Annotated in this window: 16 protein-coding genes; 5 read left to right on the top strand and 11 right to left on the bottom strand. The window is 74.5% G+C overall.

The genetic code is table 11. The annotated features are described in order from the left end of the window. Nucleotides 1-28 precede the first annotated feature (28 nt). The gene (locus ACH4TG_RS38095) at nt 29-736 is read left to right on the top strand and encodes an ester cyclase (RefSeq protein ID WP_398247395.1); all 708 of its coding nucleotides are present in this window, start codon (nt 29-31) and stop codon (nt 734-736) included. A gap of 136 nt (nt 737-872) precedes the next feature. On the opposite strand, the gene groL is transcribed toward ACH4TG_RS38095, so the two are convergent. Together groL and groES are read right to left on the bottom strand one after the other, a co-directional pair. Beyond that, nucleotides 873-2,492, bottom strand: coding sequence for a chaperonin GroEL (groL, locus tag ACH4TG_RS38090; protein ID WP_398247393.1), 1,620 nt, complete (start codon nt 2,490-2,492; stop codon nt 873-875). A 113-nt stretch (nt 2,493-2,605) separates the two neighbouring features. Next, the gene (gene groES, locus ACH4TG_RS38085) at nt 2,606-2,914 is read right to left on the bottom strand and encodes a co-chaperone GroES (protein WP_075017238.1); all 309 of its coding nucleotides are present in this window, start codon (nt 2,912-2,914) and stop codon (nt 2,606-2,608) included. Nucleotides 2,915-3,525: 611 nt separating this feature from the next. On the opposite strand from groES, the gene ACH4TG_RS38080 reads away from it, so the two are divergent. After that, on the top strand, nt 3,526-4,725 hold the full coding sequence (locus ACH4TG_RS38080; protein ID WP_398247391.1) for an SAM-dependent methyltransferase: 1,200 nt from the start codon (nt 3,526-3,528) through the stop codon (nt 4,723-4,725). 7 nt (nt 4,726-4,732) lie between these two features. Here the strand turns inward: ACH4TG_RS38080 and ACH4TG_RS38075 are convergent, their stop codons facing one another. The 5 genes from ACH4TG_RS38075 to tsaB form a co-directional block, all read right to left on the bottom strand. Beyond that, on the bottom strand, nt 4,733-5,623 hold the full coding sequence (locus ACH4TG_RS38075; RefSeq protein ID WP_398247390.1) for a polysaccharide deacetylase family protein: 891 nt from the start codon (nt 5,621-5,623) through the stop codon (nt 4,733-4,735). A gap of 84 nt (nt 5,624-5,707) precedes the next feature. After that, the gene (locus ACH4TG_RS38070; RefSeq protein ID WP_398247388.1) at nt 5,708-6,001 is read right to left on the bottom strand and encodes a hypothetical protein; all 294 of its coding nucleotides are present in this window, start codon (nt 5,999-6,001) and stop codon (nt 5,708-5,710) included. Continuing rightward, complete coding sequence (gene tsaD, locus ACH4TG_RS38065) at nt 5,998-7,146, bottom strand: tRNA (adenosine(37)-N6)-threonylcarbamoyltransferase complex transferase subunit TsaD (RefSeq protein ID WP_398247386.1); 1,149 nt, start codon at nt 7,144-7,146, stop codon at nt 5,998-6,000. Before tsaD ends, ACH4TG_RS38070 begins: the two co-directional genes overlap by 4 nt. After that, nucleotides 7,139-7,612, bottom strand: coding sequence for a ribosomal protein S18-alanine N-acetyltransferase (gene rimI, locus ACH4TG_RS38060; protein ID WP_398247509.1), 474 nt, complete (start codon nt 7,610-7,612; stop codon nt 7,139-7,141). Before rimI ends, tsaD begins: the two co-directional genes overlap by 8 nt. A gap of 20 nt (nt 7,613-7,632) precedes the next feature. Beyond that, entirely contained in the window at nt 7,633-8,298 is a 666-nt protein-coding gene (tsaB, locus tag ACH4TG_RS38055; RefSeq protein WP_398247384.1) for a tRNA (adenosine(37)-N6)-threonylcarbamoyltransferase complex dimerization subunit type 1 TsaB, read from the bottom strand. Between the two features lie 243 nt (nt 8,299-8,541). Here tsaB and ACH4TG_RS38050 point away from each other — a divergent pair, with 243 nt between their 5' ends. Then, nucleotides 8,542-9,066, top strand: a complete 525-nt coding sequence (locus ACH4TG_RS38050) for a hypothetical protein (protein WP_398247382.1) — start codon at nt 8,542-8,544, stop codon at nt 9,064-9,066. Nucleotides 9,067-9,229: 163 nt separating this feature from the next. Here ACH4TG_RS38050 and ACH4TG_RS38045 read toward each other — a convergent pair whose 3' ends face one another. The 4 genes from ACH4TG_RS38045 to alr all read right to left on the bottom strand — a co-directional run bounded on the left by ACH4TG_RS38045 (nt 9,230) and on the right by alr (nt 12,560). Next, on the bottom strand, nt 9,230-9,499 hold the full coding sequence (locus tag ACH4TG_RS38045) for a hypothetical protein (protein WP_398247380.1): 270 nt from the start codon (nt 9,497-9,499) through the stop codon (nt 9,230-9,232). Between the two features lie 132 nt (nt 9,500-9,631). Continuing rightward, entirely contained in the window at nt 9,632-10,222 is a 591-nt protein-coding gene (tsaE, locus tag ACH4TG_RS38040; protein ID WP_398247378.1) for a tRNA (adenosine(37)-N6)-threonylcarbamoyltransferase complex ATPase subunit type 1 TsaE, read from the bottom strand. A gap of 11 nt (nt 10,223-10,233) precedes the next feature. Next, nucleotides 10,234-11,436 carry an alpha/beta fold hydrolase gene (locus ACH4TG_RS38035; RefSeq protein WP_398247376.1) on the bottom strand — a complete coding sequence of 401 codons (1,203 nt, stop codon included), beginning with the start codon at nt 11,434-11,436 and terminating at the stop codon, nt 10,234-10,236. Then, nucleotides 11,436-12,560: an alanine racemase gene (gene alr / locus ACH4TG_RS38030; RefSeq protein WP_398247507.1), complete on the bottom strand. Its 1,125-nt coding sequence runs from the start codon at nt 12,558-12,560 to the stop codon at nt 11,436-11,438. The genes ACH4TG_RS38035 and alr overlap by 1 nt, the downstream gene beginning before the upstream one ends. A 197-nt stretch (nt 12,561-12,757) precedes the next feature. Between alr and ACH4TG_RS38025 the strand changes: the two genes are divergently transcribed. Both ACH4TG_RS38025 and ACH4TG_RS38020 read left to right on the top strand, forming a co-directional pair. Then, nucleotides 12,758-13,198: an SRPBCC family protein gene (locus ACH4TG_RS38025; protein WP_398247375.1), complete on the top strand. Its 441-nt coding sequence runs from the start codon at nt 12,758-12,760 to the stop codon at nt 13,196-13,198. Then, nucleotides 13,195-13,671, top strand: a complete 477-nt coding sequence (locus ACH4TG_RS38020; RefSeq protein WP_398247373.1) for a MarR family winged helix-turn-helix transcriptional regulator — start codon at nt 13,195-13,197, stop codon at nt 13,669-13,671. Before ACH4TG_RS38025 ends, ACH4TG_RS38020 begins: the two co-directional genes overlap by 4 nt. The last annotated feature ends 152 nt before the right edge of the window (nt 13,672-13,823 follow it).

The raw sequence follows: 13,823 nt of genomic DNA, 5'->3' as shown, positions 1-13,823 counted from the left end.
GGACCGGCATGGAACCCGAGGAGGCGCCATGACATTCGTCCAGCTCATCGACTGCAAGACACACAAGTACGACGAGATGAACCAGCTCATGGACAGCTGGGCCGAGGCCACGCAGGGCAAGCGCACCGCCACGCACGCGGTCGTCGGCAGGGACCGGGGCGCCGACGGCCACTACGTGGAGATCGTGGAGTTCCCCTCCTACGAGGAGGCGATGCGCAACTCCGGCCTGCCGGAGACCGGCCGGATCTTCGAGCAGCTCGTCGCCCTCTGCGACGAGACGCCCACCTTCACCGACCTCGACGTGGTCCGCGATGAGCAGCTGAACAAGGCCGCGGTGAGCCGCTTCCTGCTGGAGCTGTGCGGCCGCGACGAGCCGACCGCGTACCGCACGCTGTTCGCGCGGGACTACCTGGACCACGACGTGGCCAAGGGCAGCGAGACCCGCGGGGTCGACGCCTTCCGCGAGGAGACCCTCGGCTACCGCGACGCCTTCCCCGACTTCACGTTCACTCTCGAGGACCAGATCGCCGAGGGCGACCGGGTGGCGACCCGCTGGACCTGGCACGGCACCAACACCGGCCCGCTGCGCGGCATCCCGGCCACCGGCAGGACCGTGGACATGGCCGGCACCACCACGTTCGCCTTCCGTGACGGCCTGATCGCCGAGGGCTGGTGGCACTGGGACACGCTCGGCATGATGCGGCAGCTCGGCGTGGTCGAGATGCCGTCGTCCTGACAGCCGCGGTCCGGCACACGGAGGTCCGCGCGGATCCGATCCGCATGCGTGAGGCCCGGCACCCCCGCGGGGGTGCCGGGCCTCAGGCGTGGCGCCGGTACGTCAGTCGCGCCGGAGCATCACTGGCGGCGGAGCGTCAGTGGGAGTGGCCGTGGCCGGCCGCCTCGGCGGGCTCCTCTTCCTTCTTCTCGACGACCAGGGTCTCGGTCGTGAGCAGCAGGGAGGCGATGGACGCCGCGTTCTCCAGGGCGGAGCGGGTGACCTTGACCGGGTCGATGACGCCGGCCTTCACCAGGTCGCCGTACTCGCCGGTGGCCGCGTTGAAGCCGTGGCCCTTGTCGAGCTCGGACACCTTGGCGGTGATCACGTAGCCCTCGAGGCCGGCGTTCTCGGCGATCCAGCGCAGCGGCTCGACCGCGGCGCGGCGCACGACCGCGACACCGGTGGCCTCGTCGCCGTCCTTGTCCAGGTTGCCGTCGAGCACCTTGACCGCGTGGACCAGGGCGGAGCCACCGCCGGAGACGATGCCCTCCTCGACGGCCGCGCGGGTCGCGGAGATCGCGTCCTCCAGACGGTGCTTCTTCTCCTTGAGCTCGACCTCGGTGGCCGCGCCGACCTTGATGACGCAGACGCCGCCGGCCAGCTTGGCCAGCCGCTCCTGCAGCTTCTCGCGGTCCCAGTCGGAGTCGGTGGTGGCGATCTCGGCCTTGATCTGGCCGACGCGCCCCTCGATCTCGGACTTGTCGCCGGCACCGTCGACGATCGTGGTGTCGTCCTTGGTGACGGTCACGCGGCGGGCGGTGCCCAGCAGGTCCAGACCGGCCTGGTCGAGCTTGAGGCCGACCTCCTCGGCGATGACCGTGGCGCCGGTCAGCGTCGCGATGTCGCCCAGCATGGCCTTGCGGCGGTCACCGAAGCCCGGCGCCTTGACCGCGACGGCGTTGAACGTGCCGCGGATCTTGTTGACGACCAGGGTCGACAGGGCCTCGCCCTCGACGTCCTCGGCGATGATCAGCAGCGGCTTGGAGCCACCCGCCTGGATGATCTTCTCCAGCAGGGGCAGCATGTCCTGGATCGAACCGATCTTGCCCTGGTGGATGAGGATGTACGGGTCGTCGAGGACGGCCTCCATCCGCTCCTGGTCGGTGACGAAGTAGGGCGACAGGTAGCCCTTGTCGAAGGCCATGCCCTCGGTGAAGTCCAGCTCCAGACCGAAGGTGTTGGACTCCTCGACGGTGATGACGCCGTCCTTGCCGACCTTGTCCATCGCCTCGGCGATCAGCTCGCCGACCTGCTTGTCCTGGGCGGACAGCGCGGCGACCGCGGCGATGTCCTCCTTGCCCTCGATCGCGCGGGCGGAGGCCAGCAGCTCGTCGGAGACGGCCTTGACCGCCGCGTCGATGCCCTTCTTCAGGGCGGCCGGGGAGGCGCCGGCGGCGACGTTGCGCAGGCCCTCGCGGACCAGCGCCTGCGCCAGCACGGTCGCGGTGGTGGTGCCGTCACCCGCGATGTCGTTGGTCTTGGTCGCCACCTCCTTGACGAGCTGGGCGCCCAGGTTCTCGTACGGGTCCTCGATCTCCACCTCGCGGGCGATGGTCACGCCGTCGTTGGTGATGGTCGGGGCGCCGAACTTCTTGTCGATGACGACATTGCGGCCCTTGGGGCCGATGGTCACCTTCACGGTGTCGGCGAGCTTGTTGACGCCGCGCTCAAGGGCGCGACGGGCGTCCTCGTCGAACTTCAGAATCTTGGCCATGCCTGCGAACTACCTCGTCTTGTCGTCGTGTGTCACGGAAACCGCCCCGGGCCCGGCCTCAAGGACACGGACAACCCGGGGCGGGATCACGGCTGCGCTTCGGCGCCGATGACTTACTTCTCGACGATCGCGAGGACGTCGCGAGCCGAGAGGACGAGGTACTCCTCGCCGTTGTACTTCACCTCGGTGCCGCCGTACTTGCTGTAGAGCACGACATCGCCGACGGCGACGTCGAGCGGCAGGCGGTTGCCGTCCTCGAAGCGGCCCGGACCGACGGCCAGGACGACGCCCTCCTGGGGCTTCTCCTTGGCGGTGTCCGGGATGACCAGGCCGGAGGCCGTGGTCTGCTCGGCATCGAGCGGCTGGACCACGATGCGGTCCTCAAGCGGCTTGATGGCAACCTTGGTGCTGGCGGTCGTCACGATCCGACCTCCCCCTTCAAAGGGCTCACGGGAGTGTCTGTCAGGGTCGGCGACCTGGTAGGCCCGTCGTCGCGGGTGCCGGACCTGCCCGTCGCTGAGTGCTGGCACTCAGCGGGGCCGAGTGCCAGGGTCGAGACTAGGACGGTCTTAGCACTCGGTCAAGCGGAGTGCCAGGCGCGCGCTCCAGGTGTCGCACCGCCTCCTCTTCCCGCCCTCCGCGGACAGCGCCCACCTCCCGGTGCGGGGCAACCATTTGGGCCCGGCCTCCCCGCCTCCACCTCCCGGTGTGCGGCAACCCCGCAGGGGCGCGGGGAACTGCGCGCTCAGCCCGGCTGCGGGCCGCAGGTCGTCACCGCCCCGAAGGGGCAGTTCGGTCCGTCCCGGACCACCGGCCCGGTGGTGGGCTGAGCGCGCAGTTCCTCGCGCCCCTGCGGGGCCGGTCCTGCCCCGGAAGGCAGCGCTGCCGTCGCACAGCCGGTGGGTGGTTGGTGGCGCTGGGGGCACCTCCCAGGCGCAGCTCTGGGGGACCCCGCGCCCCTGCGGGGCTCGGGCTGCGCCGCCGGGGGGCGCCCGCGACGGAGTCGGACGGGTGGGGATGGGAGGATGGGGAAGTGGACGTGGAGGTGTTTGCGGAGCTGCTGGAGCCGGAAGGCCAGGCGCTGCTCGCAGAGCTGAGGGAGTACGACCCCGCACAGGAGCTCGCCGCAGCGACCCGGCTGCGCCGGGACCACCCCGCCCCCCTGGTGAGCGCAGCGCTCGGGCAGGCCCGCCTGCGCCAGCGCGCCGCCGCCAAGTTCGGCGCAGCCGACGCGTCCCGGATGTACTTCACGCCGAACGGCGTCGAGCAGGCGACCCGCGCCACCGTCGCCGCCCATCGCGCCGCCCGGTTCCGGGCGGCCGGTGCCACCCGCCTCGCCGACCTGTGCGGCGGCATCGGCGGCGACGCCCTCGCCCTGGCCCGCGCCGGCATCGACGTGCTGGCCGTCGACCGCGACCCCCTGACCTGCGCGGTGGCCCGCGCCAACGCCGAGGCGCTGGGCCTCGCCGACCGCATCGAGGTGCGCTGCGCCGACGTCGCCGACGTCGACACGTCCGGGTGCGACGCGGTGTTCGTCGACCCGGCCCGCCGCGGGGGCGCCGCCGGCCGCCGGATCTTCGACCCCGAGGCGTACTCCCCGCCGCTGTCGTGGGCGGTGGCCGCCGCCCGCACCGCGCCGGTCGCGGCGGTGAAGGTCGCCCCCGGCATCCCGCACGAGGCCGTCCCGGCGGACGCCGAGGCGGAGTGGGTCTCGGACCGCGGCGACGTGAAGGAGGCGGCCCTGTGGTTCGGCACCGCGCCGGGCGCGTTCACCGCGACCCTGCTGCCGTCCGGCGCCGCGCTGACCGGCGAAGGGCTGCTGCCGGAGCCGCCGGTGCGCGCGCCCGGCCGGTTCCTGTACGAGCCGGACGGCGCGGTCATCCGCGCGCACCTGGTCGCGGCGGTCGCCGAGCAGCTGGGCGGCGGCCTGATCGACCCGACCATCGCCTACGTGACGGCCGACGACGCCCGCCCGACGCCGTACGCGACCGCGTACGCGCTCACCGACGTGCTGCCGTTCAACCTCAAGCGGCTCAAGGCGCTGCTGCGCGAGCGGGAGGTGGGCACGCTCACCGTCAAGAAGCGCGGGTCGGCCGTCGAGCCGGAGGAGGTGCGGCGCCGGGTCAGGCCGCAGGGCCCGAACGCGGCGACCGTGTTCCTGACCCGGGTGGCCGGCGCGCCCTCGATGCTCCTCGGGCGGCCGGCCGACGTGAGCGCCGCGCAAGCGGTCTGACGCAGCGTCAGACGTAGTCCTCCAGCCGGGCCACCGTGTAGCCCTGCCGGGCGATCTCGCGCAGCATGTTCCGGACCATCACCGTCATGGTCTCCCCCTTGAGTTCGGAGGGGCCGCGGAAGTGGGCGAGGACGATGTCGCCGGGCTGGAACCTCTTGCCGGGGTCCTGGAAGGCGACGTTCTTGATCTGCATGGACTCGCGCCACAGGATGATCGCCCGCAGGCCGCCGCAGGACTTCACGGCGGTGCGGGTCGCGGTGTCGTAGGCGCCGTACGGCGGCCGGAACAGGCCGGGCCTGACGCCGTACTCGTGGGCGAGCCGGGCCTGTTGCCCGCAGATCTCGGTGCGCTGCTGCGCCAGGTTCCGGGCGCGCAGGTCGGGGTGGGTGAGGGTGTGGTCCTCGATGCTGTTGCCCAGCGCCTGCAGGGGCTTGAAGTAGCCGTAGTCGCTGCGGATGATCGCGTCGGTCAGGAACATCGTGAACGGGATCCGCAGGTCCCGCATCATCGCCACGAACTTCGGGTCCTTCTCGGCGCCGTCGTCGAAGGTGACGAAGACGATCTTGCGGGTGGTCGGTATCCGGCTGACCACCGGCAGCCGCGCCCCGCCGGTCACCACCGGCTTGACGGCCGGCGGCGCGGGCGGCGGCGCGAGCACCGGGACGCCCCACTTGCGGAACGCCGCGGCGCGCGCGGCGGCGGACGTGCGGGGGTCGCCGCCGTTGCCCGGCGCCGCGGTCCCGCCGGCCGGTGCGGAGCCCGAGGGGCGGGAGGACGACGGCCGGGGCGACGACGACCCCGCACATCCGGTGACGACGGCCAGCAGGCCGCACACCGCAAGAGCCGGGAGTACGGACGTGAGCCGCTGTACGGGTGCACGCAGGGCACTGACACGCATGGGAGGGGCGCCTACCTCGAAGCCGGACCGCGCTGGACGGGAGCGAGTGCGCGGGCGGATGAGACCGGTCATCCGTCCGCGCACTCACCCCGGGTGATGCGCGTTTTCGTCCCCGGGTTCCACCGAGACGGACACGAAACGCCAGCGGTGCACCTCGCGGCGGACCAACACGCTTGGCGGATCGGTCAGTTCGGGCAGCTTCGCGGCGTAGGGGGCGTCCCACCAGGTGAGGACGAGCACCCGGTCGCCGGGGGCGGTGAGGAACTCGCGGCGGCGCGGCTCACCAGGCAGCGCGGCGGCCTGTTCCCTTGCCCAGGTGAGGAGTTCGCCGCCGCGGCCCTCCGCGGCGGCGGCCTCCCACATCAACGTGACGGTCATCCGTAGAGGTTGTCCTTGCTCACCTCGTGCACATGGTCGTGCCCGTGCCCGTTGCCGTTGCCGTGGTCGGTGCCGACCGGCACGGGCGCCGGGTGCTGGGCGTACCCGGGCACGGAGACGTCGGTGACGGGCAGCGAGGAGTCGGCCGGCAGGTCCAGCGTGGAGGCGGCGCGGCCGCGGGCGACCATCTCGGCGCCGAGCGCGGCGACCATCGCACCGTTGTCGGTGCACAGTCCGGGCCGCGGCACCCGCAGCCGGATGCCGGCGTCGGTGCAGCGCTGCTCGGCGAGCGCGCGCAGCCGGGAGTTGGCGGCCACTCCCCCGCCGATCATCAGGTGGTCGACGCCGTTGTCGCGGCAGGCCCGGACGGCCTTGCGGGTGAGCACGTCCACCACGGCCTCCTGGAAGGAGGCGGCGACGTCGGCCACCGGTACGTCCTGGCCGTCCCGGCGCCGCGCCTCGACCCAGCGGGCGACCGCGGTCTTCAGGCCGGAGAAGGAGAAGTCGTAGAGCGGGTCGCGCCCGCCGCTCAGGCCGCGGGGGAAGGCGATGGCCGCCGGGTCGCCCTCGCGCGCGTACCGGTCGATGACCGGCCCGCCGGGGAAGCCCAGGCCGAGCACCCGGGCGACCTTGTCGAACGCCTCGCCCGCCGCGTCGTCGATGGTGGCGCCGAGCGGCCGCACGTCGCTGGTGATGTCGGGTGCCAGCAGCAGCGAGGAGTGGCCGCCGGAGACCAGCAGGGCCATCGTCGGTTCGGGCAGCGCGCCGTGCTCCAGCTGGTCGACGCAGATGTGCGAGGCCAGGTGGTTGACGCCGTACAGCGGCTTGCCGAGCGCGTAGGCGTACGCCTTGGCCGCCGACACCCCGACGAGCAGCGCGCCGGCCAGCCCGGGGCCCGCGGTGACGGCGATGCCGTCCAGGTCGCGGGCGGAGACGCCGGCCTGCTTCAGCGCGCGCTGGATGGTGGGGACCATCGCCTCCAGGTGCGCGCGGCTGGCGACCTCGGGGACCACCCCGCCGTAGCGGGCGTGCTCGTCGACGCTGGAGGCGATGGCGTCGGCGAGCAGGGTGTGCCCGCGCACGATGCCGACACCGGTCTCGTCGCACGAGGTCTCGATACCGAGGACAAGGGGTTCGTCAGCCATGGATTTCCTCAACGGTGTTCTGTGCCGGGTCGGCGAGCCGCATGACCAGCGCGTCCACGTTGCCCGGCTGGTAGTAGCCCTTGCGGAAGCCGATCGGCGCGAAGCCGAACCGCTCGTACAGGCGCTGCGCGCGGCCGTTGTCGACCCGCACCTCCAGCAGCACCTCGTGGCACTCGGCCGCGGTCGCGGCCCGCAGCAGTGCGGTCAGCAGCCGGGCGCCGAGGCCGGTGCCCCAGTGGTCGCGGGCGGCGGCGATGGTCTGCACGTCGCCGGTGCCGGCCACCGCGGCGAGCCCGGCGTACCCGACGATCCGGCCGCCGCCGTCCTCGGCGACGACGTAGGTGCGGCTCGCCGCCGGGTGCCCGGCGTCGGCGAGTTCGGACCAGAACATGCCGCGGGACCAGGCGTCCTCGGGGAACAGGTCGTGTTCCAGCGCGAGCACGGCGTCCAGGTCCCACCAGCGCATGTCCCGGAGGGCGGCTTCGGTCACGTCGGCAGTACCGCCTTGTAGCCCGCGGGCACCTGCGCGTCCGGCCGCCGCAGGTACAGCGGCAGCGCGGGCTCGAACGGCTCGCCGGTCGCCAGGCGGTGCGCGGCGACCGCGGCCAGCGCGCCGGCCGACTGGTGGGCCGGGGACGGGCGGTGGTCGGTGAAGACCTGCGGGTAGAGCTCCGCGCCGGCGCCGACCGACGGCAGCGAGACGACGTCCGCGGGCAGGTCGGCGGGGCGGTCCACGGCGGGCTCGGTGGCCCGCTGCGCCGGGCGGTCGTACCGCGCCCAGTAGACCTCCTTGCGCCGGGCGTCGGTGGCCACGGTGAAGGGGCCCTCCAGGCCCGCCTCGCCGGCCGCCCATGCCAGGCCGTCGAGCGTGCACACCCCGTGCACCGGCACGCCGAGCGCGTCGCCGAACGCCGCGGCGGTCACCAGCCCGACCCGCAGCCCGGTGTACGGGCCCGGGCCGACGCCGACCACGACGCCGGTCAGGTCGGTCAGCGCGCGGCCCGCGGTGGACATGACGCGGTCGACGGCGGGGACGAGGAGTTCGCCGTGCCTGCGCGCGTCGACCACCGTGGACTCGGCGAGCACCCGCTCCCCGTCGTGGAGGGCGGCGGTGACGGCGGGTGTGGCGGTGTCGAAGGCAAGCAGCAGCACGCCCCCAGGGTACGGCGCGCGATGCGCCCGCACGGGTGGCGGGCGGGATCCCCATGCCCGACGAAAGGGTGCATCTCCTCACAGAGCGGTTCACACCGGGCGCCGGTCGGGAAGACCCGAGCCGATCGGACGTCCACGAGGTCCCCTGCCGAACGCGGCGGAGAGCGGGAGGACCGGCCGGAAACCGTCCCGTCCCCATGCCCGCACCGGCGCCGCAGCAGGCGCGGACCCGAGGGAGCCCTCATGCCACGCTTCGCCTCCGGCACCGTGGTGGCCGGGATCGTCACCGCGGCCCTGGCCGGCGTCACCGTGCTGACCGCGCAGGCCGCGGACACGGCGCCCGCGAACCCCTATGCGGCCGGGCACGCCGCCGACGCCGCCGGCGCCTGCGGGCACGCCGGGCTGCCGGCCGACTGCGGGTCCGGCATGCGGGTCGTGTACAGCATCACCGGGCACCGGGTGTGGCTGGTCACCGGGGCCGAGCGGGTGCTGCGCGCCTATCCGGTCGCGGGCGGCGACCCGGCGCCGCCGCTGGGAACGCACGAGGTGTTCGCGCGCGGCGCCCGCAGCAGCGGGGGCGACGGCGCGCCGGTCGAGCACGTGGTGCTGTTCGCGCAGTCCGGGGACACCAACATCGGCTTCAGCGCGGCCGTCGGCGCGGCCAAGGCGGGCGCGCGGCCGACGCCGGCGATCCGGGAGAGCCGGGCGGACGGCGACGCGCTGTGGCAGTTCGCCACCGTCGGCACCACCGTCGAGGTGGTCCCGTAGCCCGCCGGGCTCGGGCACCGCGGCGCGGAGGACACCGGACAAGGGCGTCGCGGCGCCGCGGCCACCGGACGGGGGCGCGCGGACGCCGACGGGACGTCACGCCGGCGGGCGTGAGGCGAGAATCACTCGTACGAGTGAGGCGGAGGGCCCCGGCTGCCGCCGGTCAGGCGGCGTCGCGTCCGCGGGAGGACGGCGGGCGCACCTCGTCGGAGGTCTCCTGCGAGGTGCCGGACGGCTGCTCGGCGCGCGCCGGGTCCGCGGCGAGCGCGGCGTCGTCCGGCGGCGTCGAGACGGTGCGGGCGGCGGCACAGGACGCGAGCACGTCCCGGACCGAGACAGTGGCGTCACCGCGGGCGCCGGAGGCGTCCGCGGCGGGTCCGGCCGGCGGGACGGGAGCGTCGTGGTGCTGGTCCTGCGGGTCGTGGGCCGACATGCGCGCCTCCCCAAGCAGACGAAGTTAGGCAGCCCTAAGTTGGTGCCCGTATCCAGCACACCACGGGCGCCCGTCCTGGCGCAACATCTTCCCGACACGCTGTCGGCGCACCCGGCGCGCGGGTGCGCGTCCTCACCCCTCCAGCGCGGTCAGGTCCTCCTGGGCCCAGCGCGGGCCGACGCCGGTGACCGTCACCTCGCGCACGTCGTCCGCCAGGGGTGCGGCGTCCATGCCGTCCACGGCGGCCGGGGCGGGCGGGGCATCGGCGCCGTGCGGGCCGCCGATGGCGCGCGAGATGACCACCTGCAGCCGCGCCTCGGACAGGTCCTCGACCTTGCCCTCGCCCCACTCCACGACCACCACCGACTCCGGCAGCGACACGTCGAGGTCGAGGTCCTCCATCTCGTCGAGGCCGCCGCCGAGCCGGTAGGCGTCCACGTGGACGAGCGCCGGACCGCCGGTCAGCGACGGGTGGACGCGGGCTATGACGAACGTCGGCGACGTCACGGCGCCCCGGACGTTCAGGCCCTCGCCCAGGCCCCGGGTCAGCGTGGTCTTGCCGGCGCCCAGCTCGCCGCTCAGCAGCACCAGGTCGCCGGGGGCGAGCAGGGCCGCCAGCCGCCGGCCCAGCTCCTGCATACGGTCGGCGGTGCGGACGGTGATGCGGACGGCCGGAGCGTCTTCGGCGGTACCCGCGGGGTACCGGTCGTGCGGTGTGCCCATATCGGCGAATGCTACGCGTCGACCGCGGCGGTCAGCTCCCTCAGGCGCGGCGGGACGGGCGCACGGACCGCGTCGGCGGCCTCGGCGACGACCCGGGCCAGCGCCGCGTTCACCAGTTCGGGTCGCTCCATCAGGACCAGATGGCCCGCGCCCGGAACGACCAGCAGTTCGGCGGCGGGCAGCCGCTCGGCGATCTCGGTGCTGTGCGCGCTCGGCGTCAGCAGGTCCTTGTCCCCGGCCAGCACCAGCGCCGGCAGGCCGTCCAGCACCTCCAGCGCGTCGGCCTTCTCGTGCTCGGTGAACGCCGGGTAGAACTCGGCGACCACGTCGATCGGCGTGGCCTCGATGAGCCGCTCGGCGAACCGTTCGACCGCGGGGTCGACGTCGTCGGAGCCGAACGAGTAGCGCTTGATGATCCCGGCGAACAGGTCGGCGGTGGCCCGCCGGGTCCGCTCGACCAGGTCGACCTGGCTGCCCAGCACCTTCAGCAGCCCGGGCGCCACCGCCCTGAACGCCCGCGCGCCGGCGGCCGGCAGGCCGAACGTGACGGCCGCCAGCTTGCCCGCCGAGGTGGACACCAGCGCGACGCCCGCGACGCGCTCGGCCACGTACTCGGGGAACTGGTCGGCGAACGCCATCACCGTCATGCCGCCCATCGAGTGGCCGACCAGGACGATCGGGCCCTCGGGCACCGCCGCGTCCAGCACCGCCCTCAGGTCCCGGCCCAGCTGGTCGATGCTGACCGGCCCGCCCTCGGCCTGGTCGTGGCCGCGCTCGCTGCGGCCGTGGCTGCGCTGGTCCCAGAAGACCGTGCGCACCGCGCCGCGCAGCGCGGCCCGCTGGAAGTGGAAGGCGTCCTGGTTGAGGCAGTAGCCGTGCGAGAAGACCACGGTGACCGGCAGCGGCGCCGGGCGGGTCCGGCTCGCGCGCAGCCAGCCGCGCTTGGACCGCGGCGCCTCGGCGGGCGGCGCGTCGACGGGGTCGGTCTCGTCGATCTCGTAGTACAGCTCCGTGCCGTCCTCGGCGATCGCGGTGCCGGGCGCGCCGCGCAGGCTGCCGTAGGAGCCGGCGGCGTCCAGTGCCAGCCGGGCCTTGCGCCGCATCCCGCGGCCGACGGTGACCCGTTCTATCGCCACACCCGCCGCGGCGCCCGCGGCGACCACGCCGATCGCGGCGCCGACCAGCCCGGCCCGCTCCCACTTCCCGTCCACCATCAGCGCGCGCCGGCGTAGACGCGGGGCACCCGGGCACCGATCCGGGTGACGATCTCGTAGGCGATGGTGCCGCACGCCCGGGCCCAGTCCTCCGCGGTGGGCTCGCCGCGGTCGCCGGGGCCGAAGAGCACCGCCTCGTCGCCCGGGGACGCGGCGTCGCCGCCGAGGTCCACCACGAACTGGTCCATCGCCACCCGTCCCGCCACCGTCCGCCATTTCCCGGCCACCAGTACAGGGCCCGCACCGGACGCGTGCCGGGGCACACCGTCTGCGTACCCCAGCGGGACCAGCGCAAGCGTGGTCTCGCCCGGAGTCACGTACTGGTGGCCGTAGCTGACGCCGTGCCCGCCGGGCACCCGCTTGACCGACGCCAGCCGGCCGGCCAGCGTCATCACCGGCCGCAGCCCGAACTCCTCGGGGCCCGCGGTCTGCGGCACCGGCGAGATGCCGTACATCGCCACGCCGGGCCGGACCAGGTCGTAGTGCGCCTCGGGGAGCGTGAGGGTGCCCGGCGAGTTCGCGATGTGGCGCACCTCGGGGGTCAGGCCCGCCTCGTCGGCCTGCGCCAGCGCGGTGCGGAAGACGGACAGTTCGCGGGCGATCGACGGGTGGCCCGGCTCGTCGGCGCAACTGAAGTGCGCCCACACGCCGGTGACCTCGACCAGTCCGTCGCGTTCCGCCTGCCGGGCGGCCCGCACCAGGTCCGGCCAGTCGGCGGGCTGGGCGCCGTTGCGGCCCAGGCCGGCGTCGATCTTCAGCTGCACGCGGGCGGTGCGGCCGGCGAGGCGGGCGGCCTCGGCCACCTCGGCCAGTGCCCAGTGGCCGCTGACGGTCACGTCGATGCCGGCCTCGACGCAGGCGCGCCAGGGTCCGCCGGGCGTCCACAGCCAGCACAGCACCCGGGCGTCCAGGCCCGCGGCGCGCAGCGCCAGCGCCTCCTCGGGCGTGGCCGTGCCGAGCCAGGTCGCGCCGGCCTCCAGCGCGGCCCGGGCGCACGGGACCATGCCGTGGCCGTAGCCGTCGGCCTTCACCACGGCCATGAACGCGGCGCCGGGGGCCCTGGCCCGCAGCGCCGCCACGTTCGCCCGCAGCGCGTCCAGGTCGATCCGCGCCCACGCGCGCAGCGCGGCCGGGTCGCCGGGCGGGCAGGCGGGGGGTGCGGCCGGGTCCGGGTGCGCCGCGGTGCGGCTGATGTCGTTCGCGTTCACGTCGTTCCGTTTCGCTCGCTCCCGCCCAGTCTCTCAGGCCGGACCGGCGGAACGGCCGGTAGAGCGGCCGCGGCGTACTTGCCGAGCAGTTAGTAAGCGCGCATACTATCTTCATGACGACGATCGCACAGGCAGGGATCACCGCGACGGCCTCCCCCGAGGCGTTCTTCGCCCGCTGGGCGGACATGGCCACCTGGCCGCAGTGGAACACCGACACGCAGTGGGTGCGCCTGGACGGGCCGTTCACGCAGGGCGCCACCGGCGTGCTCAAGCCCAGGGGCGGGCCGAAGGTGCGGTTCGAGGTCGCCGTGCTCGTCCCGGGGCGCGAGTTCACCGACGTCTCCCGGCTGTTCGGGGCCCGGCTGACGTTCCGGCACCTGGTGGCGCGGGACGGGGCGGGCGCCACCCGGGTCGACGTCGAGGTCACCCTCACCGGGCCGCTCGCCCCGCTGTGGAACCTGGCGCTGGGCAAGGGGATCAAGGCCGGGATCCAGGGCGACCTGGAACGGCTCGCGTCCGCCGCCGCGGAGCACGGGGCCGCGGTGGAGGTGTGAGCGGCCTCTCGACGGGCTTCTCCTCCGCCGAGGAGAGTCCCGGACTGCTGCTCTGGCAGGTCACCAACCGGTGGCAGGCCGCGCAGCGCGCGGCGCTCAAGCCGTACGGGCTGACGCATGTGCAGTTCGTCCTGCTGGCGTCGCTGACCTGGCTGGCGGGGGCCTCCGGCGAGGCGGTCACGCAGCGGGCGCTGGCGGACCACGCGGTGACCGACCCGATGATGACCTCGCAGGTCCTGCGGGTCCTGGAGGGGCGGGACCTGGTCGTGCGCGGCCCGCATCCGCAGGACGCGCGGGCACGGGCGCTGTCGGTCACGCCCGAGGGCCGGGACCTGGCCAACCGCGCGGTGGCGGCGGTCGAGGCGTGCGACGCGGCGTTCTTCGCCGCCCTCGGCGACGGGATCCCCGCGTTCGCGCGGGCGCTGCGGACACTGCGGGCCGCGGGGGACGCGGGGGACGCAGGGGCCGGGTAGGCGCGCGCCGGTGCCGCGTCGATGCCGCGCCGGTACCGCGGGCGGGTCACCGCGGGACGGGCCGGCCACGGCCACGGAGGTCCGTGGCCGTGGCCGGGTGGTGCGCGAACGGGCGCCTGCGGCGCGGGCGTTCGGCACCGCGGTGCTGAGAA

Origin of the sequence: Streptomyces sp. NPDC020917 (assembly GCF_044333795.1) — a bacterium.
In the GTDB taxonomy this organism is placed as follows: Bacteria; Actinomycetota; Actinomycetes; order Streptomycetales; family Streptomycetaceae; genus Actinacidiphila.
The sequence above is the reverse complement of the archived record's forward strand: the minus strand, read 5'-3'. Positions and strand labels throughout refer to the sequence as shown.

Bases quoted from the DNA above. Each gene is read 5' to 3' on its own strand.
- ACH4TG_RS38095 (WP_398247395.1), top strand. From the start codon at position 29: ATGACATTCGTCCAGCTCATCGACTGCAAGACACACAAGTACGACGAG.
- groL (WP_398247393.1), bottom strand. From the start codon at position 2,492: ATGGCCAAGATTCTGAAGTTCGACGAGGACGCCCGTCGCGCCCTTGAG.
- ACH4TG_RS38075 (WP_398247390.1), bottom strand. From the start codon at position 5,623: ATGCGTGTCAGTGCCCTGCGTGCACCCGTACAGCGGCTCACGTCCGTA.
- ACH4TG_RS38070 (WP_398247388.1), bottom strand. From the start codon at position 6,001: ATGACCGTCACGTTGATGTGGGAGGCCGCCGCCGCGGAGGGCCGCGGC.
- tsaD (WP_398247386.1), bottom strand. From the start codon at position 7,146: ATGGCTGACGAACCCCTTGTCCTCGGTATCGAGACCTCGTGCGACGAG.
- rimI (WP_398247509.1), bottom strand. From the start codon at position 7,612: ATGCGCTGGTGGGACCTGGACGCCGTGCTCGCGCTGGAACACGACCTG.
- ACH4TG_RS38050 (WP_398247382.1), top strand. From the start codon at position 8,542: ATGCCACGCTTCGCCTCCGGCACCGTGGTGGCCGGGATCGTCACCGCG.
- ACH4TG_RS38045 (WP_398247380.1), bottom strand. From the start codon at position 9,499: ATGTCGGCCCACGACCCGCAGGACCAGCACCACGACGCTCCCGTCCCG.
- tsaE (WP_398247378.1), bottom strand. From the start codon at position 10,222: ATGGGCACACCGCACGACCGGTACCCCGCGGGTACCGCCGAAGACGCT.
- ACH4TG_RS38035 (WP_398247376.1), bottom strand. From the start codon at position 11,436: ATGGTGGACGGGAAGTGGGAGCGGGCCGGGCTGGTCGGCGCCGCGATC.
- ACH4TG_RS38025 (WP_398247375.1), top strand. From the start codon at position 12,758: ATGACGACGATCGCACAGGCAGGGATCACCGCGACGGCCTCCCCCGAG.